Origin of the sequence: Roseateles sp. DB2 (assembly GCF_051857535.1) — a bacterium.
GTDB lineage: Bacteria > Pseudomonadota > Gammaproteobacteria > Burkholderiales > Burkholderiaceae_C > Roseateles_B.
On record NZ_JBPZGY010000002.1, the window covers coordinates 492,936 to 513,757 of the forward strand.

Consider the following 20,822-nt stretch of genomic DNA (forward strand, 5'->3'; position numbering starts at 1 on the left):
GCCGGGCGCCTCCCAGGGCGCACCGTGGCGCCGGTCACGCTTTGGTGTGGTGTCGTGCCCGCCGCCGCGGCATCAGTCCAGGCGGAACGTGGCGATGGACTCGGAGAGTTGCTGCGCCTGTTCGCGCATGGACTGGGCGGCCGCTGCAGACTCCTCGACCAGGGCTGCATTCTGCTGCGTCATCTGGTCCAGCTGGGCCACCGCCTGGTTGACTTGCTGGATCCCGTCCCGCTGCTCGGCGGAGGCCGCGGCGATCTCGCCGATCAGGTCGGAGACGCGGCTGACGCTGCTCGTGATGTCCTGCATGGCCTGCCCGGTCTGCTGCACCAGCTCTGCCCCCTGCTCGACGTTGCCGATGGACGTGCCGATGAGGGTCTTGATCTCGCGTGCGGCCTCGGCGCTGCGTTGCGCCAGGGAGCGGACCTCGCCCGCCACCACGGCGAAGCCTCGCCCCTGTTCGCCGGCACGGGCGGCTTCCACGGCGGCGTTGAGCGCGAGGATGTTGGTCTGGAAGGCAATGCCGTCGATCACGCCGATGATGTCGCCGATCTTGCGCGAGCTGTCGGTGATGCGCTGCATGCTCTGCGTCACCTGGTCCACCACCAGACCGCCGCGCTGGGCGGCCTGGCCGGCCGAGACGGCGAGCTGGTTGGCCTGGCGCGCGGTGTCCGCGGACTGGCTGACGGCCCCGTTCATCTCCTCCATGGAGCTGGCGGTCTGCTCCAGGTTGGAGGCCGTCTGCTCTGTGCGGGCCGACAGGTCGTGGTTGCCCTGCGCGATCTCGCCCGCGGCCGTGTTGATGGAGTCGCCGGCGGCGCGCAGCTGCGCCATGGTGCGGTTCAGGGCCTGGACCATGTGCTGCAACTGCCCCAGCAGGCTGGCCTCAGGGGCCTCGGCCTTCGTGACGCGCAAGTCGCCCTCGGCAACGGCTCGCATGGCGGCAATCGCCTCGCGGGGCTCTCCGCCCAGCTGCTGCAGCACGCTGCGGGTGACGGCCCAGCCGAAGAGGCCCATGCCGGCGAAGACCATGAGGCCCAGGCCCAGGCGAGTCAGCGTGGCGGTCCAGACCAGGGAGCTGACGTCGTCCAGATAGAGTCCGGAGCCGACGATCCAGTTCCATTCCGGCACCGTCATCACGTACTGCAGCTTGGCCACGGCCTCGGTCTTGCCAGGACGGGGGAACTGGGTGTCGACGAAGGCTCGACCATCACGGCTGGCCCGAGCACCCTCCACCAGGTCGCGGATGGTGTGGCGGCCATTCGCGTCCTTGACCTTGTCCAGCATGTTCTGCCCCGCCCACTCCGGCTTGATCGGGTGCATCACGCTGACACCGTCCGGGGTCCATGCGTAGAGGTACTCGGTCTTGCCATCTGCGCCGCCATAGCGGGCGATGCGAATGGCCTCCTTGGCAGCCGCCTGGGCGGACTCCTGGCTCATCTTGCCGCCGGCTGCCTGCTGCCGATAGCCATCGACGATGTGGAAGACCGATTGCACGGCGGTCTGCAGCATCTCCCGGCGGCTGCTCATGATTTCCACATAGGTCTGGTAGGTCGTCAGTACCAGCAGGACCAGGACGCCCAGCATGGCACTGAGGGTGAGCAGGGCGATACGACGCCGGAAGGACCATTGGTTCAGCATGCTTGTCTCCTGTCCGCTCCTGGGCTATTGAGCGACTTTTGTCCATGTCCAGCCAGTGTGAGCCACTTTCGTAGTTGCTTGAAATGTTGAGAACGGTTGCATCGCTGGGGATGCGACGAAATTCTCAGCAAGGCTAGAATTGACGTTTACGTAAACGTAAGCTGATGCCCGGCGCCGATGATGCTGGGCGCCGGCCTTGATGCGCCCTGGAGTCCGGCGCGAGGGCCTCAGCCAACCTGCCTCGGAGACAAAGATGAACCTGCCCGGCCTGAATTTCCAACTTGGTGAAGACATCGACGCCTTGCGCGACGCCGTGCGCGACTTTGCGCAGGCCGAGATCGCGCCGCGTGCCGCCGAGATCGACCGCAACGACCAGTTCCCCATGGACCTGTGGCGCAAGATGGGCGAGCTGGGCGTGCTGGGCATCACCGTGCCGGAGCAGTACGGCGGTGCCAATATGGGCTACCTGGCCCACATGGTGGCCATGGAGGAAATCAGCCGCGCCAGCGCCTCGGTGGGTCTGTCCTATGGCGCGCACAGCAATCTGTGCGTGAACCAGATCAACCGCAATGGCAACGAGGCCCAGAAGCAGAAGTACCTGCCCAAGCTGATCAGCGGCGAGCACGTGGGTGCGCTGGCCATGAGCGAGCCGGGTGCCGGCTCCGACGTCATCAGCATGAAGCTCAAGGCCGAGGACAAGGGCGGCTACTACGTGCTCAACGGCACCAAGATGTGGATCACCAACGGCCCCGACGCCGATACCCTGGTGGTCTATGCCAAGACCGAACCCGAGCTGGGCGCGCGCGGCGTCACGGCCTTCCTGATCGAGAAGGGCATGAAGGGCTTCTCCATCGCCCAGAAGCTGGACAAGCTGGGCATGCGCGGCAGCCACACTGGTGAGCTGGTCTTCGAGAACGTGGAAGTGCCGGCCGAGAACGTGCTGGGCGCCGTCAACAGCGGCGCCCGGGTGCTGATGTCTGGCCTGGACTACGAGCGCGCCGTGCTGACCGGCGGCCCGCTGGGCATCATGCAGTCCGTCATGGACAACGTGATTCCCTACATCCACGACCGCAAGCAGTTCGGCCAGAGCATCGGCGAGTTCCAGCTCATCCAGGGCAAGGTCGCCGACATGTACACCGTGCTGCAGGCCGCCCGCTCCTTCGCCTACACCGTGGCCAAGAACCTCGACATGCTGGGCACCGACCATGTGCGCCAGGTCCGCAAGGACTGCGCCTCGGTGATCCTGTGGACCGCCGAGAAGGCCACCTGGATGGCCGGCGAGGGCGTGCAGATCTTCGGCGGCAACGGCTACATCAACGAGTACCCGCTGGGCCGCCTGTGGCGCGATGCCAAGCTGTACGAGATCGGCGCCGGGACCTCTGAGATCCGCCGCATGCTGATCGGCCGCGAGCTGTTCGCCGAGACGATGTGACGCTGCGCCCGGGGGCCGGCAAGCCCCCGGGAACGAAGCCAGCCTTGCCCAACGGGCAGGGCTGGCCCGCCCCACGATTCGACAATGCGGCCATGAGCACCGAACTGCAAGAACTGCTGGACAGCAACAAGCGCTGGGCCCTCGAGACCGAGACGCGCGAGCCCGGCTTCTTCTCGCGACTGCTGAAGCAGCAGACGCCCGAGTACCTCTGGATCGGCTGCGCCGACAGCCGGGTGCCGGCCAATGAGCTGGTCAACCTTCTGCCGGGCGAGCTCTTCGTGCACCGCAACGTGGCCAATGTGGTGGTGCACTCCGACCTCAACTGCCTCTCGGTGATGCAGTTCGCCGTCGATGCGCTGAAGGTCAAGCACATCATCGTGGTCGGGCATTCCAACTGCGGTGGCGTCAAGGCCGCCCTGCTGGACCAGCGCGTGGGCCTGGTCGACAACTGGCTGCGCCATGTGCAGGACGTGCGCAACCACCACATGGAATGGCTGGAGACCCTGGACGAGCGCCAGCGTGTCAACGCCCTGTGCGAGCTCAATGTGCTGGAGCAGGCGCGCAATGCCTGCCAGACCACGGTCGTGCAGGATGCCTGGGCCCGTGGCCAGGAGATCGTAGTGCACGGCTGGGTCTATGGCCTGCACAACGGCCTGCTGGAGGACCTGCGCATCACCGTGGGCGCGCCGGAGCAACTGGCCTCGGCCTTCCAGAAGGCCTTGAGCGCGGTCAAGAAGCGCTACGAAGCGGCGCGCGTAAGCTGAGCGCTTCGCCCCCAACTGCCGCCGCACCCTCGCCATGTTTCCGCAGCAGCTCACCGACTCCCGCGCCCACCAGATCGCGCAAGCGCTGCTGGGCGGCTTCAACAAGCACTACCGGCTTTTCCGTGCCACCTCGGCCGAGGCCAAGAAGCGTTTCGAGCGGGCAGACTGGCACGGCCAGCAGCGTGCGCAGGCGCAGCGCATCGAGTTCTACGACAAGCGGGTGGACGAGGCCGTCGAGCTGCTGGAGGGCGAGTTCCAGGCCAGCCAGCTGCCCATGACGATCTGGCAGCAGGTCAAGCTGCACTACATCGGCCTGCTGACCAACCACCTGCAGCCCGAGCTGGCCGAGACCTTCTTCAACTCGGCCTGCACGCGCATCCTGCACCACGCCTACTTTCACAACGACTTCATCTTCGTGCGACCCGCCGTCTCGACTGAGTACATCGAGAACGAGGAGCCCGCCGCCACGCCCACCTTCCGCTGCTACTACCCCACGCGGGAGACGCTGCGCGAGACGATGATCCGCATCGTCCACAACTTCCAGCTGGCCCGCGACTTCGAGGACCTGGGGCGCGATGTCGATGGCGTGCTCAATGCCGTGCAGCGCGAGCTGGGCCTCTTCCGCTGGCGGACCAATTTCCAGATCCAGGTGCTGTCCAGCCTGTTCTACCGGAACAAGGGCGCCTACCTGGTCGGCAAGATCATCAACGGCTTCACGGAGACGCCCTTCGCGCTGCCCATCCTGCACAACGACCGGGGCTTCCTCTACATCGACGCCGCGCTGTTCGGCGAGGACGACCTGCTGATGCTCTTCAGCTTCGCCCGCGCCTACTTCATGGTCGACATGGAGGTGCCCAGCGCCTACGTGCAGTTCCTGCGCTCCCTGATGCCGCGCAAGCCGCGGGCCGAGCTCTACAGCGCCATCGGCCTGCAGAAGCACGGCAAGAACCTCTTCTACCGCGACTTCCTCAACCACCTGCGCCACTCCAGCGACAAGTTCCGCATCGCCCCCGGCATCAAGGGCATGGTGATGCTGGTCTTCGATCTGCCCAGCTATCCCTTCGTCTTCAAGCTGATCAAGGACTACTTCCCGCCGCAGAAAGAGACCACGCGCGAGCTCATCCAGAGCAAGTACCTGCTCGTGAAGCAGCACGACCGCGTGGGGCGCATGGCAGACACCCTGGAGTACAGCAACGTCGCCTTCCCGCGCTACCGCTTCGAGGAAGAGCTGATCCGCGAGCTCAAGACCTTCTGCCCCAGCCTGGTCGAGGAAAAGGGCGACGACCTCATCCTCAAGCACGTCTACATCGAGCGCCGCATGGTGCCGCTCAATATCTACATCCAGGAAGCCACGCCGCCGCAGCTGGAGCATGCCGTGGTCGAGTACGGCAATGCCATCAAGGATCTGGTGGCCGCCAACATCTTCCCTGGCGACATGCTCTGGAAGAACTTCGGCGTGACCCGCCACGGCAAGGTGGTGTTCTACGACTACGACGAGATCGAATACCTCACCGACTGCAACTTCCGCAAGGTGCCCACGCCGCGTACCGAAGAGGAGGAGCTGTCCGGCGAGGTCTGGTATGCCGTCGGCCCGCGCGACGTCTTCCCCGAGACCTTCGGCCCCTTCCTGCTGGGCCATCCCGGCGTGCGCGAGCTCTTCATGCGCCACCACGCCGACCTGCTCGAGGCCGAGTTCTGGCAGGGCCACAAGGAGCGCATCCTGGCCGGCCATGTGCACGACGTCTTTCCCTACGAGGCGCACAAGCGCTTCTACGCCCAGCCCTCGACTGCAGCGCTGCCGGCCACGCCGGCCGAACCGCTGGACCGCGAGCTGCCCATTCAATAACCCCTTGAGTCCATTCCAGGAGAGCCTCCATGTCCGACTCCATCGTCATCGTTTCCGCCGCCCGCACGCCCATCGGTGGCCTGCTGGGTGATTTCTCCAATCTCGCCGGCTGGGAGCTGGGCGCCGTGGCCATCAAGGCCGCCGTGGAACGCGCCGGCGTACCCGCCGATGCCATCCAGGAAGCCTTCATGGGCAACTGCCTGATGGCCGGCCAGGGCCAGGCCCCCGCCCGCCAGGCCGTGCTCAAGGCCGGCCTGCCGCAGTCCGTCGGTGCCGTGACCCTGTCCAAGATGTGCGGCGCCGGCATGCGCGCCGTCATGTTCGCGCACGACACCCTGAAGGCCGAGAGCGCCGACATCCTCATCGCAGGCGGCATGGAGTCCATGACCAATGCCCCGCACCTGATGTTCGCGCGCAAGGGCGTGAAGTACGGTGCCGCGCAGATGTACGACCACATGGCCCTGGACGGCCTGGAAGACGCCTACGAGCGCGGCAAGGCCATGGGCGTGTTCGCCGAGCAGTGCGTCAGCAAGTACGCCTTCAGCCGCGAGGCCCAGGACCAGTTCGCCATCGCCTCGACCGAGCGTTCCAAGAAGGCCAACGAGGACGGCAGCTTTGCCTGGGAAATGGCCCCCGTGACCCTGTCCGGCAAGGCCGGTGACGTGGTCATCAGCCGTGACGAGCAGCCCTTCAAGGCCAAGCTGGACAAGATCCCCGGCCTGAAGCCCGCCTTCAAGAAGGACGGCACCATCACCGCCGCCACCTCCTCCAGCATCTCCGACGGTGCTGCCGCCCTGGTGCTGATGCGCGAGAGCACCGCCGCCAAGATGGGCCTGAGCCCCGTCGCCCGCATCGTGGGTACGGCCGTGCACGCCAATGCGCCCGAGTGGTTCACGACGGCCCCGGTCGGCGCCATCCAGAAGCTGCTGGCCAAGAACGGCTGGGACGCCAAGAGCGTGGACCTCTGGGAAGTCAACGAGGCCTTCGCTGCCGTGACCATGGCCGCCATGGCCGAGTTCAAGCTGCCGCACGAGATCGTCAACGTCAACGGCGGTGCCGTGGCGCTGGGCCACCCCATCGGCGCCTCCGGTGCCCGCATCCTGGTGACCCTGCTGGGCGCGCTGAAGCATCGTGGCCTCAAGCGTGGCGTCGCCTCGCTGTGCATCGGTGGTGGTGAAGCCACCGCCGTGGGCGTCGAGCTGATCTGAGGCTGAGGGCCGGGTCTTGCCCCCCGGCTGCACGAGGCGCGGCTGCCGGCCTGGTCCGGCCCGCGCCTTCTTTTTGACGCCGTTCTTTTGACGCCGCTCGAGGCGATACCCATGAAGCATGTCCTGATCATTGGCGCCTCCCGCGGCCTGGGCCTGGAGTTCGTGCGCCAGTACTGCGAGGCTGGCGAGCGCGTCGTGGCCACGGCCCGCAGCGACGACGGCCTTGAGGTCCTGCGCCAGCTCGGCGCCAAGCCCCTGCGCCTGGATGTGGCGAACGTGGCCAGCTGTGCCGGCCTGGCCTGGCAGGTCGATGGCGAGGCCTTCGACGAGGTGGTGATCAATGCCGGCGTCTTCGGCGAGCGCACCGACGGCCTGGTGACGCCGACGGAGGCCGTCTTCGACCAGGTCATGCACACCAATGTGCTGGGTCCCATGCGCGTGCTGCCGCAGCTGCTGGACAGCCTGGCGCCGCAGGCCCGCGTGGCGGTGATTTCGTCGGTCATGGGCTCCATTGCCCTGCGCGAAAACAACCATGGCTGGCTCTACCGGGCCTCCAAGGCCGCGCTGAACTCGGTGATGAAGGACGCGTCCCTGGCCCTGGCCGGCCGCGCGATCTGCGTGAGCCTGCATCCCGGCTGGGTGCGCACGGACATGGGCGGTGCCGGCGCCGACATCGACCCAGCCACCAGCATCGCCGGCATGCGCGCCTTGCTGGCCCGCCTGCAGCCATCGGACAATGGCGGCTTCTTCAATCACGACGGCCAGCCCCTGGCCTGGTGAGGCGCTCACGAGGCGTCTCATCGTCGATCCACGGATCCTCCCGATCCCACCGATTCCCCCCGTTCCCGGAGTACCCCTCTCATGCTGCTCAGTGAAGACCATCGTGCCGTGCAGGACGCCGTGCGCGCTTTCGTGCAAGACCAGATCGCGCCCCGCGCGGCCGAGTGGGACAAGAGCCACCACTTCCCCGCCGAGGAGCTGAAGGGCCTTGCCGCGCTGGGCTGCTACGGCGTGGCCGTGCCCACCGAGTACGACGGCGCCGGCCTGGACTACCTCGCCCTGGCCATCATCCTGGAAGAGATCGGCGCGGGCGACGGCGCCACGTCCACGGTGGTCAGCGTCAACAACTGCCCGGTGTGCTCCATCCTGATGGCCTTCGCCAACGAGGCGCAGAAGCAGGAGTTCCTCAAGCCCCTGGCCCGCGGCGACATGCTGGGCGCCTTCTGCCTGACCGAGCCGCATGTGGGCTCCGAGGCCGGCGGTCTGAAGACGACGGCTGTGCGCGATGGCGAGGACTACGTCCTCAATGGCGTCAAGCAGTTCATCACCAGCGGCAAGAACGGTGACGTCGCCATCGTGATGGCTGTCACCGACAAGGCGGCGGGCAAGAAGGGCATCAGCGCTTTCCTGGTCCCCACGAAGACGCCGGGCTACACGGTGGCCCGCATCGAGGACAAGATGGGCCAGCACGCCAGCGACACGGCGCAGATCCTGTTCGAGAACTGCCGCATCCCCGCGCGCTACCGCCTGGGCGAGGAAGGGCAGGGCCTGAAGATCGCGCTGTCGGGTCTGGAGGGCGGCCGCATCGGCATCGCCAGCCAGAGCGTGGGCATGGCCCGCGCAGCCTTCGAGGCGGCGCTGAAGTACAGCAAGGAGCGCGTGGCCTTCGGCGTGCCCATCTTTGAGCACCAGGCCATGCAGCACAAGCTGGCCGACATGGCCACGCAGATCGAGGCCGCGCGCCAGCTGATCTGGCATGCCGCCAGCCTCAAGGATGCTGGCCAGCCCTGCCTCAAGGAAGCGGCCATGGCCAAGCTCTTCGCCTCCGAGATGGCCGAGAAGGTCTGCTCGGCCGCCATCCAGATCCACGGTGGCTACGGCTATGTGAGCGATTTCCCCGTCGAGCGCATCTACCGCGATGTGCGTGTGACCCAGATCTACGAAGGCACCTCCGAGGTCCAGAAGATCCTGATCGGGCGCGCCCTGGTCTGAGCGATGGCCGGAAGGGCGGAGCAGGCCCGCAGTGCGCCCAGGGAGCGAAAGCCCGGGCTGCGCGGGCGAGGGAAATGGCCTAAGGTCGCGGCATGAGTGAATCGCCCTTCGCCGGCCGCGTCGCCCCGGCCCGCCCGCCCCTCCAGTTCTACTTCGACTTCTCCTCGCCGTACTCGTACATCGCCTCGGAGTGGATCAATGCCGTCGCGGCCCGCCACGGGCGCACCGTCCAGTGGCATGCCATTTTGCTGGGTGTGACCTTCCAGGCCGCCGAGCTGAAGCCGCCGGTGGCCCATCCCATCAAGCGAGACTATGCGCTGCGGGACTTCGAGCGCTCGGCGCATTTCGCGGGCCTGCCCTACCGGCAGCCGGAGCCATTTCCCATCGCCACGCACCACGCGGCGCGCGTCTTCTGGTGGCTGCACGACACCCACGGCCCGCAGCAGGCCGTGGATTTCGCACGGGCCGGTCTGCGGGCCTACTTCACCCGTGGCGTGGTGCTGAGCGATGTTGCTCAGCTCAAGGCGCTGGTGTCCGAACTGGGCCTGGACGCCGAGGCCGCCGAGGCAGCCTGGCAGGACGATCGCTGGAAGCAGCGCCTGCGGGCCGTGAACGAGGCTGCCGTGGCCGCGGGCGTGTTCGGCGCGCCCTTCTTCCTCATCGACGGCGAACCCTTCTGGGGCAATGACCGCCAGCCGCAGATCGAGCGCTGGCTGGCCAGCGGGCCATTCACGCGGCTCTGATCACGCCGGGCAGGCGTCAGGAAAAGAAACGGCAGCCGCGTGGGCTGCTGTCGTGCCGAGGGGCGATTGCCTCAACCCTTGGCCTGCCGCCTTGCCTCCAGATCCGCCCAGAGACTCTCCGCCATGCGGTTGGCCTCGCTGCGCTGGGATTCGTTCAGCTGCTGGTAGTCCTTGGTGCCCACGAACCAGTCGGCGCTGAGCGTGTCGCCCGCGCGCCGGGCGACCAGGTTCCAGGCCGCGGCGTCCAGGGGCCGCTTCTCCAGCAGATAGGACTCCGAGATGATGGCTGCCGCATGCAGATTGCCTCGGACATAGGCCTGGCGCAGGGCTTCGCGGGCGGCTTCGCGGTAGGGATAGCCGGGCTCATGCTCGGGGTCCTGAGGCTTGCCGTCCAGGGCGAAGAGGTAGCGCTCGGCCAGGTGCGTGAGCGCCTGGCGATCACCGTTGTTGGCCGCCTGGCGCAGATCGCCCAGGCTCATCTGGTAGTAGCGCTGGTCGATGTGATAGCCCAGCTTGCGCAGGGCTTCGGCTTCGGCACGCTGCTGCGGGGTTTCGGGCTGGATGTCGGGCGGCGGCATGCCGGGCACGGTGCCCGGCGAGCCGCCCTGGCCGGCGGCCAGCCAGACTTGCTGCCCGTTGCCGCCGGTGCCCTGCGCCTGCGCGCTACTGGCTGGCACGGGGCGGAACAAGTCGGCCAGGCCGGTGTTGAGCCCCGCATTGCGCTGGGCCGCCTCGGCTTTGGCGCGGGCCTGGGCCTCCTCGGCACGTGCGGCCTCACGCTCATCCAGCCAGTACCAGCTGGCCAGCGTCAGACCGGTGGCGACAAGGGCGGCCAGGCCCAGATGCTTGGGGCTCATGACCAGGCTCCTTACAGGCTCAGGCAGCGGCCCAGGCCGTTGGCGTAGCCGTAGCGCGAGTAGTAGTCACGCTGCGAGGGCGAGCCGTGGGTGGAGTAGTCCGCCGCGGCACGGGCCGAGCGCACGGCCGACTCGATGAAGGACGGATAGCCCAGCGAGGTCTGAGCGTACTTGGCAAAGGTGCCGGCCACGCAGTCAGCCTGCAGCTCCTGCATGGGTGCCTGCTTGTAGATACCGCGGGTGAACTGGATGCTGTGGCCCCACTCGTGCGCGAGGATGAACTTGGCCACGTAGTTGCCGTAGCTGTTTTCCTGGCCCTGCAGGAAGCGCACGCCCACGCTGATGGTGTAGGGGCCGCAGGCCACGGCACTGCCGGGGACGCCTTCGCCGCAGGCATTGCGGTCCACGTAGACGGTGGGGCGGGCATAGCTGCCCAGTTGGCGTCGGATCTCGGTGGCCGAGTTCTGGATGTAGGTGCTGTTGACGACAGCGGCCTGGGCGCCCAGGGCTCCCATGTACAGCGCGACCGCGACGCCCAGGGTGCGGGCGATGGGGGACTTCAGAAGTTTCGTGTGCATATCTGCCTCGTACAGATGGATGGATGGTTCAGGCCTGTCGGCCCGGCTTGTTATGGAAGCGCATGCTGCACAACTTCTGCACGCGCGACACGGAGTGTGGTGGCCGGGAAGCGCGATGAACTCGGGGTTTGCCTGCAGACATCAGGCCCAACCCTATTGGCAGTTCTTCCAGGGTGATGCCTGCCGGGCCCGCGGGACTGCGGGGCGGGTAGATCAGCGGCTGAGCGAGGCGCCGGGTGCGAGCAGGTGTTGCCAGACCTGTGGATGCCACAGGGCGCGCTCCCGCAGGGGCATGCCGTCTGGCAGGTCCGGATTGGGCAGGCGCAACCAGAGGCGCTTGTCCAGCTGCGCCCGCTGGATCTGAGGGCCTAGATGCGCTTCGAACAGAGCGGCAAAGCTGCCGTCGGCCAGGCATCGTGCCCAACCCTCGCGCAGACGGCTGGCCAGGGCGGGGAGGCGGGCGTTGACGAAGAAGCCGTAAAGGGAGGGATAGGCCAGGCACCAGCCATCCACCACCCGCAGGTCCGGATGAGCCTGGGCGATGGCGTGGGCCTCGTCGGCGGCCAGCAGGAAGATGTCGAAGCGGCGCAGGCGCAGCATGGCCGGGAAGGCCTCCAGGGTCTGCACCGCCTCAAGCTTGAAGCCATTGCCGGCCAGCACCCGGGCGTCCGGCCAGTGGCTGACCTGGCCGAAGCGGTAGGTCCGCAGCGCCAGCTGGTGGCGCAGGCCTTCGAACTCGCTGCGGCGCTCGGCCAGCACCACGGGCAGGCGCACGCCGTTGACGCCCCGGCGCAGGCAGATGGGAATGCTCAGGCCGGCGTCCTGGCGGCTGCGCGAGCACATGCTGGCCCAGACGTCGAGGTCGCCGGCCCGCAGCTGGGCCAGGGCGCGGCTTTGCGTGGTGGCACTGGGGTTGGCCCGCAACTCGTAGGGGCCATGGCTGGCGAGGGTACGGTCCAGAAGCAGGCGCAGGACCTGCAGGCGGTAGGGGGGCGAGGCTGCCCCGGCATCCGCCATGTTGTGACGGATCAGCAGCGGTGCTTGGGCCGACACGCTCGACGCCATGCCGATGCCGCAGACCGTCAGCAGCAGCTGGCGGCGGTGGGGCACATGGGGGATGTCTGGCGGCGGCATGGGCGAGGTGTCCGCCCGCCAGCATAGCCCTGGCCCAGGCCGCCAGCGCGGGCGCTGCAGTGAGGACTGCGGACTAGTACCGCCGCCCGGCCGCACGCAGCGGCTTCAGAGCTCCGCCACGCCCTTGATGCGGATGGGCGCTGCGCTGGCCACCGGGCTGGCCTCCTGCACCTTGCCCTGCAGCCGGTCCAGCAGGTCCTTCCACTGCGCGCGGGCGGTCACCACATTGGCCAGCTTCACATGGCCGTAGCCCCGGATCTTCTCCGGCAGGCGGGCCAGGGCCAGCATCAGCTCGTAGCGCGGCTTCTCGAGGCCCGGCTGCAGCAGCGGCAGGATTTCGCGGCGCAGCAGCTGCTCGTAGTCGGCCAGCAGCTGGCGCTCCATGCGGCGTTCCTCGGTCTTGCCGAAGATGTCCAGCCAGCCGCCGCGCAGGCCCTTCAGGCGGGCCAGCAGCTTGAGCGCAGAGAAGGTCCAGCTGCCCAGCTCGATCTTCTTCGCGCGGCCGTCGGCACCGGGCTTGGAGACCAGGGGCGGGGCCATGTGGAAGGAGAGGCGATCAAAGGACTGGAACTGCTCCTTCAGCGCCTGCTCGAAGCGGCCGTCGGTGTAGAGGCGTGCGACCTCGTACTCGTCCTTGATGGCCATGAGCTTGGCCAGGTAGCGGGCCACGGCCTTGGTGAGGCGCTCGCCCTGGCCCAGCGCGCCCAGGCGGCCTTCGGCCAGACGGATCTCCTGGACCAGCGCCAGGTAGCGCTGGGCGTAGGCGGCGTCCTGGTAGTCGGTGAGGAAGCGCAGGCGGCGGCTGATGAGGCCGTCCTCGCCGTCCAGCTTGTCCTGACCCAGCAGCAGCTGCACGGGCGTGCCGTCCGGCTGGCCGGCCAGGCGGCGCAGGGCCTCGGGCGCTGCGATCGCCAGGCGGCCCAGGGCGAAGGCGGTCTTGTTGCCGTCCACGGCCACGCCGTTGAGCTCGATGGCGCGCATCAGCGCATTGAAGCTCACCGGGATCAGGCCACGCTGCCAGCAGGCGCCCAGCATGATGATGTTGCTGGGCATGGTGTCCCCCATCAGCTCCTGGGCGATGGCCTGCGCGTCGATGGTGTCCAGCAAATCAAGCTGGCCGCCGACGGCATGCTGCATCTTCGCGAGCAGGCCCTGGCCCTGCAGGCTGGCATCGGGGTTGCGAACGAAGGCGGCGGTGGGCAGCTCGTGCGTGTTGGCCAGGATCACGGTGCGGCCGGGCTTGACGGTGCCCAGGGCGTCGGGCGAGGCGCCCACCACCATGTCGCAGGCCAGCAGCACGTCGGCCTGCTGGGTGTCGATGCGGACCTGGTTGAGCAGGTCCTGCGTCGGCGCCACACGCACGAAGGACAGCACCGAGCCGCCCTTTTGCGCAAAGCCCATGAAGTCCAGCACCGAGGCCTGCTTGCCCTCCAGGTGGGCCGCCATCGAGACCAGCGCACCCACGGTCACCACGCCGGTGCCGCCCACGCCGGTCACCAGCATGTCGAAGGGGCCGGTCCACTGCCAGGGCGCGGGCGGCTGGATGGCGTTGATCTCGCGGGCCAGGTCGGCTGCGGTGAAGCCCGAGCCCACCTTCTTCTTCAGCTGCGCACCATGCACCGAGACAAAGCTCGGGCAGAAACCGTTCACGCAGGAGAAGTCCTTGTTGCAGCTGCTCTGCTCGATGGCGCGCTTGCGGCCCCAGTCGGTCTCCACGGGCACGACGGAGAGGCAGTTGCTGGCCTGCCCGCAGTCGCCGCAGCCCTCGCAGACGGCCTCGTTGATGAAGACGCGCTTGGGCGGGTCGTAGAACTCGCCCTTCTTGCGGCGGCGGCGCTTCTCGGCGGCGCAGGTCTGGTCGTAGATCAGCACCGTCACGCCCTCGATCTCGCGCAGCTCGCGCTGCACGGCGTCGAGTTCAGCACGGTGATGGAAGGTGGTCTTGGGCGGGAAGAGGCTCTCGTGGCCGAGGTACTTCTCGGGCTCGTCGGACACCACGGCCAGACGCTTCACGCCCTCGGCCTCCACCTGGCGCGCGATCTGCGGCACGCTGGTCGTGCCGTCCACCGGCTGGCCGCCCGTCATGGCGACGGCGTCGTTGTAGAGGATCTTGTAGGTGATGTTTGCCCGGGCCGCGATGGCCTGGCGGATGGCCAGATAGCCGGAGTGGTAGTAGGTGCCGTCGCCCAGGTTCTGGAAGACGTGCTTCTCGGTGGTGAAGCGGCTGTGCGCGGCCCAGTCCACGCCCTCGGCGCCCATCTGGATGAGCCCGGAGGTGCCACGCTCCATCCAGCTGGCCATGAAGTGGCAGCCGATGCCGGCCAGCGCGCGCGAACCCTCGGGCAGCTTGGTGCTGGTGTTGTGCGGGCAGCCCGAGCAGAAGTAGGGCTGGCGGCGCACGCCGTCGGCCTCGTTGGAGAGCAGGCAGGGCGTGAGGAAATCCACCACCAGATGGCGGCGGTCCAGGGCCGGGTTGAGGCGGGCCAGCCAGTCGGCCACGGTGGCCATGATGCGCGAGGGGCGCAGCTCGCCAAGCGCCGACAGCACGGCGGCGCCGTGTTCATCGGTTTTGCCGACCACGCGGGGGCGCTGGGCGTCTGGCAGGTGGTAGAGCAGCTCCTTGATCTGGCGCTCGACCACCGGGGCCTTCTCTTCGATCACCAGCATGTCGGTGAGGCCCTGCGCGAACTCGCGCATGCGCGTGGGCTCCAGCGGGAACACGAGGCCGACCTTGTAGACACGCACGCCGGCTGCGGCCAGGGCGTTGGGGTCCAGGTCCAGGCGGCGCAGCACCTCCATGAAGTCGTAGTGCGCCTTGCCCACGGTCACGATGCCCAGCGTGGCGCGCGGGCTGGTGACGATGTGCTTGTCGATGCTGTTGAGCTTGGCAAAGGCCAGCACGGCGTCCAGCTTGTGGGCCAGGCGCGATTCGAGGTCCAGGGAGGGCAGGTCGACCTGGCGGATGTGCAGGTTCGTCGGGGCGACGTAATCGACCGGATGCCCGAAGTCCAGGGGCACGCGGTCCAGGTCCACCGTCATGCCGGACTCGACGACTTCCGAGATGGCCTTGAAGCCCACCCAGGCGCCCGAGAAGCGTGACAGCGCCCAGCCGTAGAGGCCGAACTCCAGATACTCGGCCACATTGGCCGGATGCACGATGGGCATGCTCCAGGCCTGCAGGGCCAGGTCGCTCTGGTGCGGGGTGGAGGAGGAGACGCAGCCGTGGTCGTCCCCGCAGACCACGAGCACGCCGCCCTGGGTGGAGCTGCCGTAGACGTTGCCGTGCTTCAGCGCATCGCCCGAGCGGTCCACGCCGGGGCCCTTGCCGTACCACATGGCGAAGACGCCATCGACCGTGCGCTTGGGGTCCAGCGCCACGCGCTGCACGCCCAGGCAGGCCGTGGCGGCCAGATCCTCGTTGATGGCGGGCAGGAAGTTGACCTGCGCGGCATCGAGAAACTTCTTGGCCTTCCACAGCTGCTGGTCGACCATGCCCAGCGGTGAGCCGCGGTAGCCGGAGACGAAGCCCGCGGTCTTCAGGCCGTTGCGCTCATCCAGGGCCTTCTGGGCCAGCAGCAGGCGCACCAGGGCCTGCGTGCCGGTGAGGAAGACCTGGCCGCTGCCGGCGCTGAGGTTGTCCGAGAGCTTGTAGGGGCGCAGCGCCGGGGTGTCGGGGCTCGGGGCGAGCGTGAGGGCATCGGACATGGCGGTCTCCTGGCGCGGGTTCTTGTAGGGAAAACTGCGCGAGATTTTTGGCGAGCACGGGCAGTGTTTGTTTCTTCAATTCCCCCTGTCAAGGTGTCCAGTGAGAGAATTCCTCTCGAGGAGGCTTGATATGGAGTCAGAACGTTTCGATCGCGCCACGCGCCAGATCCTGGAGGCCCTCCAGGCCGATGCGCGGCTCTCCACCCAGGCCCTGGCGGAGCGGGTGGGGCTGTCGGCCACGCCGGTCTGGCGCCGGGTCAAGGAGCTGGAGGACAGCGGCGTGATCCGGCGCCATGTCGTGCTCGTGGACCGCGAGAAGCTGGGCCTTTCGATCTGTGTGCTGGCCAATGTCAGCCTGGTGCGGCACAGCGAGGGTGCGGTGGAGCAGTTCGAGCAGCTCGTGCTGACCAGCCGCGAGATCATCGAGTGCCACGGCATCACGGGCGAGGCGGACTACGTCATCAAGGTCGTCGTGCCCGACATGAAGGCCTATGACCAGTTCCTGCAGAGCAAGGTCTTCAAGGTGCCGGGCGTGGCCAGCGTGCGCAGCAATGTGGTGCTGCGCGAGGTGAAGTACGAGACGGCGCTGCCCGTGGGCTGAGTACGGCGCCGGTCAGCCTGACCAGGAGAATGGCCCATCGAAGCCGCAGGCAGCGCGGCAGATTCCGGAGGCATCGCATGTTCACGGTCTATGGTCTTGCAGGGCGGGTCATCAGCGGGGATCTCGAGCAGTTGGCCCGCTCCGAGGCGGTGCAGTCCCTCGCGCGGGTGCGCGCGGCAGCGGCCGTGGGCCGTGGCTCGGAGGTGGTGGGCACCGCGCTGCAGCGTGTGCAGTCTGGCGGCTCCCCACCCTTGGGCGGCCTCGCAGCGGGCGTCCGTCAGGCGCTTGCGCAGTACGAGGAAGCGCCCAGTCGCGAACAGCCGCTCTCCCTGGTCCGTGCGGTCATGAGCAGCCCCGCCTTCTGCCTGCCAGCACAGATGAGCATCGACGAAGCCTGGCAGGCCCTGCAACAGCGCGGCCTGAGCCAGGCGCCGGTGCTGGGGGCGGACGGGCACCCCGTGGGCCTGCTGCTGCGCGGCGAGCTGCTGCCGCCCTCGCTCATGGGCTCACCCGACCTGCCCAACCCCTGGCATTGGCAGCACCTGCTGGCCGAGACGGTCCAGCAGCACATGCTCTCCCCGGTGCCCTGTGCCAGCCCCCAGACCCCCTTGCGCCAGCTGGCGCGCCTCCTGCTGGACCTGCACCTGCCCGGCCTGCCAGTGCTGGACGAGGCGGGCGTCCTGGTGGGCTTTGTCTCGCGCAGCGACCTGCTCAAGGCTGTCGCGCACGATCCGCCGCTGGATCTCTGGGGCTAGCTGTCGCCATCCCGACGTGGCATGGGCCTGCGATGCCAGCGAGGGCAAGGGCCCTCAGCGCCGTTGCCGGCTCTGCAGCCAGCCGGGATACTCGGCAGCCGGCATGGCCACGGCATAGAGCCAGCCCTGCGCGGACTGCACGCCGATGTCCCGCAGGAAGGCCTCCTGCGAGATGGTCTCCACGCCCTCGGCCACGATGCTGAGGTTCAGCTCCCTGGCCACGCTGACCACCGATTTCATCAGCGCCTCGCTGCGTTCCTGCTCGGGTCCTGATTTGAGGAAGGACCGGTCCAGCTTGATGACGTCAATGGGCAGTCGGGCCAGCATGGCCAGGGACGAGAAGCCGGTGCCGAAGTCGTCCAGGTAGACCTTGTAGCCCAGGCCCCGGCACTCCTGCATAAAGGCTGCCGTGCGCTGCTGGTCGCCGATCACGCTGCTTTCGGTGAGCTCCACGTCCAGCAGGCCGTGGGCAGCGCGCTGGCACTCCGAGAGCCAGCGCAGCAGGTCGGCGTCCTGGAATTGCCGCGCGCTGATGTTCACCGCGATGCGGGTGGGCAGGCCCTGGGCGCGCCATTGCGCCGCCTGCGAGGCTGCGCTGACGATGACCCAGCGGCCGATGGCGGAGATCTGGCCGTTGTCCTCGGCGCGAGCGATGAAGAGGTCCGGGCGGATCAGTCCGCGCTTGGGATGGCGCCAGCGCAACAGGGCCTCCACGCCCAGGCAGTGCCCGGTGCGCAGGTCCAGCTTGGGCTGGTAGTGCAGCTCCAGCTGCTGCAGCTCCAGCGCCTTGCGCAGATGATGGTCCAGCCACAGGCGCTCGCGGGCGCGCTGCTGCATGCGGGGGTCGTAGACACGCTGCGTGCGGCCGCCCTCTTCCTGGGCGCTGTGCAGGGCGGTGTCGGCATTGCGCAGCAGCTCCTCCAGCTCAGCGCCATGCATGGGATGGCAGGCAATGCCGATGCTGACCGGCACCACCAGTTCCGTGCGCTTGAGGCTCAGGGGCTGGGTGAAGCGCTGAAGCACCATGCGACCCAGGCGCTGCATCTCCTCGATGCCACCGGGGCCGGGCATCAACACCATGAACTCGACGCCCAGCGAGCGGGCCACCACGGCGGGCGCCGGCAGCAGCGTCTTGAGCGCGCTCGCCACGGCCACCAGCACCTCGTCCGCGCCGTCGGGGCCGAAGTTGTCGCGCAGCAGGCTGAAGTCGCGTGGCTTGATGGCCAGCAGGCCGAATTCTTCGCTGCGCTCGATCAGGCTCAGCAGTCGCTCGCGCACCGCGTAGCGGCTCATGAGCCCGGTGAGCTCATCCTCGTAGACCAGGGTGTGCAGTACTTCGTTCTGCAGGTCCTGGCCGCCGCTGCCGGTCTCGGCGCCGTTGTCAGGGCCCAGGTCGGTGCCGCACAGCACCAGCTGGCGCCGGGCCGGACCGGCACTGTGAAGGCGCTGGACCTGCCATAGGTAGAGATGGTCGCCGTCAGGCGTGGGACAGCGCAGTTCCTCCTGCCACAGGGGGTCTGGCTGGCTGGCGGCCTTGGCGACCTGATCCAGCAGCGCCGCTGGCAGCGAGCGCAGGCTGCTGAGCGCGCAGCCCCGCAACTGGCTGGGGCGCAGGCCGGTGAGCATGCCGAAGCCGGCGTTGGCATGGCTGATCCTGCCCTGCTCGTCCACCAGCGCCAGGGCCAGGCCCAGCAACTCGCTCAGGGCGTGATCCAGTGGCCCGGCATCGCGCGGGAGGCGCTCGGAAGCTATGGGGGAGGGACTCATTACAGCTTGACGCCCATGCAGGCCAATGTGGCCGCAGTATCGCCCGCGACGCAAAGGCGATGTGTGTGATTTGTCGTGCAATTGCCCGCTTTCGTAGGCATGGCCGACACAAGCAGCGCGACTACCATGGCCGGGTGCGTCAGGCGCTTGGGCCTGTGCGCCGTCTCAGGGACCAGCAACAACACGGCCATGTCAGAAGTCCAGACCCGCCCCGCGCCCGCCGCCGACCAGGCCCTGCACAGCGAGCTGAGCGCCGAGGCCCTGCGCGTGCTGCACAAGGTTGTCGAGGAACTGCCCGATGCCTGCGAGCGCCTGCGCTACGTTCAGCAGATGACCGAACAGGCGGCCAACAAGGTCCTGAACCTGGTCGAGAAGGCCCAGGACGACGCGTCTGAAGTGGGCAAGAAGGGCCAGGACCTGGCCGAGGCCCTGGAGCGCCTCGCGTCGTCCGACGACATGAGCGTGGACCGCGCCCGCGCCATGATGCGCCTTTGCGCGGCCTATGCCCGCCAGGCCGGTGGCTTTGCCGAGCGCGAGCAGGCTCTGCACACCGAACTCATGCTGGCCCAGGGCTTCCAGGATCTCTCCGGACAAGTGATCAACAAGGTCATCGGCATGCTGGACCGGGTGGAGAGCCCGCTGCAGCAGCTGCTGGCCAGCTCGGAGCCTCCCGTCCTGGCGGAGGAGGCCGCACCCGGTGCCGGTGCGACGCTGGAAGGCGTGCAGACGCCTGACAAGGCCCTGAAGCAGGACGACGTGGACGATCTGCTCGCCTCGCTGGGCTTCTGATCGAGCCCTGGCCGGCGTCTCAGGCGAGGGCGTCCCCCTGCCAGTCGCGGGTCTGCAGTCCGTAATAGTCCGCCAGGAGCGCATAGAGCCGGGGATGTTGCCGGGCCATCAGCTCGCCTTGCTCGAAGAAGCTCTCGCTGGCTACCGCGAAGAACTCGGCCTCATCGGTCGCGGCATAAGCATCCAGCAGACTGGGCTGGCCTTGGGCGATGGCGGTCTTCAGGGCCAGGTACTCGGTCTGCATGACCGCCGCCCAGTGGGCATGGGCCTCCCGGCTGCCCAGTGGAGGCGCTCCGTTGGCGCGGCCATTGGCCTGGTCCAGCTGGTGGGCGAACTCATGAATCACCACGTTGCGGCCGTCATCCGGCACGCGGGCACCGGCCAGCACGTCCTGCCAGGACAGGATCACCTGCCCCTGCTGCCAGGACTCGCCGCTGAGCCAGTCGCGCCGCTCCATCTGGACGCCGGCACCCAGTTCGTGCACGCGCTGCACCGCAAAGGCCGCCGGATACAGCAGGACCTGGCTCAGCTGGGGGTAGACACCCCGGGCATGGCTCAGCAAAGGCAGGCAGGCCTGGGCGGCAATCAGCACCTTCATGGCCGTGCTCACCTTGAGCCCCGCACAGCCGATGACGGGCTTTTCTGCGACGAAGACCTGGACCAACTGCTGCAGCCGGCGTTGCTGCGGCGGCGTCAGGCGGCGGTACAGAGGCCATTCGCGGCGCAGCAGGCTGCGCCAGGCGGCAGGAAACGGCGCCTGCATCCGGCGCTGGCGCTGGCGTCGCCGCCACCAGGGCGGCAACAGCAGCAGACCCAGGGCCACAAGGCCCAGGAGACCGAGGAGAAGCAGTGGCATATGGGCCTCAGGAGTGCCGTGGATGGCTGCAGATGGGGACAGCGGGCCGCTCTGCAAGACCGGGTCCGCCCGGATGCCTCATGGATTCCCCTGGCGGGGGAGGGCGGCGATTTGCGGCGTCGTCGCCACACTTTGTGACAGGTGCGGGCTTTTGGGG

The 20,822-nt window shown here is 68.0% G+C and carries 17 protein-coding genes; 10 read left to right on the forward strand and 7 right to left on the reverse strand.

What is annotated here, in order from left to right; genetic code table 11:
• Nucleotides 1–72 precede the first annotated feature (72 nt).
• The gene (locus tag ACS5PK_RS04700) at nucleotides 73–1,638 is read right to left on the reverse strand and encodes a methyl-accepting chemotaxis protein (RefSeq protein ID WP_439439092.1); all 1,566 of its coding nucleotides are present in this window, start codon (nucleotides 1,636–1,638) and stop codon (nucleotides 73–75) included.
• A 253-nt stretch (nucleotides 1,639–1,891) separates the two neighbouring features.
• Here ACS5PK_RS04700 and ACS5PK_RS04705 point away from each other — a divergent pair, with 253 nt between their 5' ends.
• From ACS5PK_RS04705 to ACS5PK_RS04735, 7 genes are all read left to right on the forward strand, one after another.
• Complete coding sequence (locus ACS5PK_RS04705) at nucleotides 1,892–3,070, forward strand: isovaleryl-CoA dehydrogenase (RefSeq protein WP_439439093.1); 1,179 nt, start codon at nucleotides 1,892–1,894, stop codon at nucleotides 3,068–3,070.
• 92 nt (nucleotides 3,071–3,162) lie between these two features.
• Nucleotides 3,163–3,834: a carbonate dehydratase gene (gene can, locus ACS5PK_RS04710; RefSeq protein ID WP_439439094.1), complete on the forward strand. Its 672-nt coding sequence runs from the start codon at nucleotides 3,163–3,165 to the stop codon at nucleotides 3,832–3,834.
• A 34-nt stretch (nucleotides 3,835–3,868) separates the two neighbouring features.
• Nucleotides 3,869–5,680, forward strand: coding sequence for a bifunctional isocitrate dehydrogenase kinase/phosphatase (aceK, locus tag ACS5PK_RS04715; RefSeq protein WP_439439095.1), 1,812 nt, complete (start codon nucleotides 3,869–3,871; stop codon nucleotides 5,678–5,680).
• Between the two features lie 29 nt (nucleotides 5,681–5,709).
• Nucleotides 5,710–6,888 carry an acetyl-CoA C-acyltransferase gene (locus tag ACS5PK_RS04720; RefSeq protein WP_439439096.1) on the forward strand — a complete coding sequence of 393 codons (1,179 nt, stop codon included), beginning with the start codon at nucleotides 5,710–5,712 and terminating at the stop codon, nucleotides 6,886–6,888.
• 111 nt (nucleotides 6,889–6,999) lie between these two features.
• On the forward strand, nucleotides 7,000–7,668 hold the full coding sequence (locus tag ACS5PK_RS04725) for an SDR family oxidoreductase (protein ID WP_439439097.1): 669 nt from the start codon (nucleotides 7,000–7,002) through the stop codon (nucleotides 7,666–7,668).
• A gap of 81 nt (nucleotides 7,669–7,749) precedes the next feature.
• The gene (locus tag ACS5PK_RS04730) at nucleotides 7,750–8,880 is read left to right on the forward strand and encodes an acyl-CoA dehydrogenase family protein (RefSeq protein WP_439439098.1); all 1,131 of its coding nucleotides are present in this window, start codon (nucleotides 7,750–7,752) and stop codon (nucleotides 8,878–8,880) included.
• Between the two features lie 92 nt (nucleotides 8,881–8,972).
• The gene (locus ACS5PK_RS04735; protein WP_439439099.1) at nucleotides 8,973–9,623 is read left to right on the forward strand and encodes a 2-hydroxychromene-2-carboxylate isomerase; all 651 of its coding nucleotides are present in this window, start codon (nucleotides 8,973–8,975) and stop codon (nucleotides 9,621–9,623) included.
• A gap of 71 nt (nucleotides 9,624–9,694) precedes the next feature.
• Here the strand turns inward: ACS5PK_RS04735 and ACS5PK_RS04740 are convergent, their stop codons facing one another.
• From ACS5PK_RS04740 to ACS5PK_RS04755, 4 genes are all read right to left on the reverse strand, one after another.
• Nucleotides 9,695–10,480: a hypothetical protein gene (locus ACS5PK_RS04740; protein WP_439439100.1), complete on the reverse strand. Its 786-nt coding sequence runs from the start codon at nucleotides 10,478–10,480 to the stop codon at nucleotides 9,695–9,697.
• An 11-nt stretch (nucleotides 10,481–10,491) separates the two neighbouring features.
• A complete protein-coding gene (locus ACS5PK_RS04745; RefSeq protein ID WP_439439101.1) occupies nucleotides 10,492–11,058 on the reverse strand; it encodes a hypothetical protein in 567 nt (188 codons plus the stop codon).
• Between the two features lie 213 nt (nucleotides 11,059–11,271).
• Nucleotides 11,272–12,192, reverse strand: coding sequence for a hypothetical protein (locus ACS5PK_RS04750; protein ID WP_439439102.1), 921 nt, complete (start codon nucleotides 12,190–12,192; stop codon nucleotides 11,272–11,274).
• A 105-nt stretch (nucleotides 12,193–12,297) separates the two neighbouring features.
• Nucleotides 12,298–15,897 (reverse strand): indolepyruvate ferredoxin oxidoreductase family protein, encoded by a 3,600-nt coding sequence (locus tag ACS5PK_RS04755; protein WP_439439103.1) that lies wholly within the window; start codon nucleotides 15,895–15,897, stop codon nucleotides 12,298–12,300.
• 130 nt (nucleotides 15,898–16,027) lie between these two features.
• On the opposite strand from ACS5PK_RS04755, the gene ACS5PK_RS04760 reads away from it, so the two are divergent.
• Together ACS5PK_RS04760 and ACS5PK_RS04765 are read left to right on the forward strand one after the other, a co-directional pair.
• Nucleotides 16,028–16,498 carry an Lrp/AsnC family transcriptional regulator gene (locus tag ACS5PK_RS04760; RefSeq protein WP_439439104.1) on the forward strand — a complete coding sequence of 157 codons (471 nt, stop codon included), beginning with the start codon at nucleotides 16,028–16,030 and terminating at the stop codon, nucleotides 16,496–16,498.
• Nucleotides 16,499–16,575: 77 nt separating this feature from the next.
• On the forward strand, nucleotides 16,576–17,253 hold the full coding sequence (locus tag ACS5PK_RS04765; protein ID WP_439439105.1) for a CBS domain-containing protein: 678 nt from the start codon (nucleotides 16,576–16,578) through the stop codon (nucleotides 17,251–17,253).
• A gap of 54 nt (nucleotides 17,254–17,307) precedes the next feature.
• On the opposite strand, the gene ACS5PK_RS04770 is transcribed toward ACS5PK_RS04765, so the two are convergent.
• Complete coding sequence (locus ACS5PK_RS04770) at nucleotides 17,308–19,020, reverse strand: putative bifunctional diguanylate cyclase/phosphodiesterase (RefSeq protein ID WP_439439106.1); 1,713 nt, start codon at nucleotides 19,018–19,020, stop codon at nucleotides 17,308–17,310.
• Between the two features lie 189 nt (nucleotides 19,021–19,209).
• Between ACS5PK_RS04770 and ACS5PK_RS04775 the strand changes: the two genes are divergently transcribed.
• Nucleotides 19,210–19,809 (forward strand): protein phosphatase CheZ, encoded by a 600-nt coding sequence (locus tag ACS5PK_RS04775; RefSeq protein ID WP_439439107.1) that lies wholly within the window; start codon nucleotides 19,210–19,212, stop codon nucleotides 19,807–19,809.
• Between the two features lie 19 nt (nucleotides 19,810–19,828).
• Here the strand turns inward: ACS5PK_RS04775 and ACS5PK_RS04780 are convergent, their stop codons facing one another.
• Nucleotides 19,829–20,665, reverse strand: a complete 837-nt coding sequence (locus ACS5PK_RS04780; protein WP_439439108.1) for a zinc-dependent peptidase — start codon at nucleotides 20,663–20,665, stop codon at nucleotides 19,829–19,831.
• Between the last annotated feature and the right edge of the window lie 157 nt (nucleotides 20,666–20,822).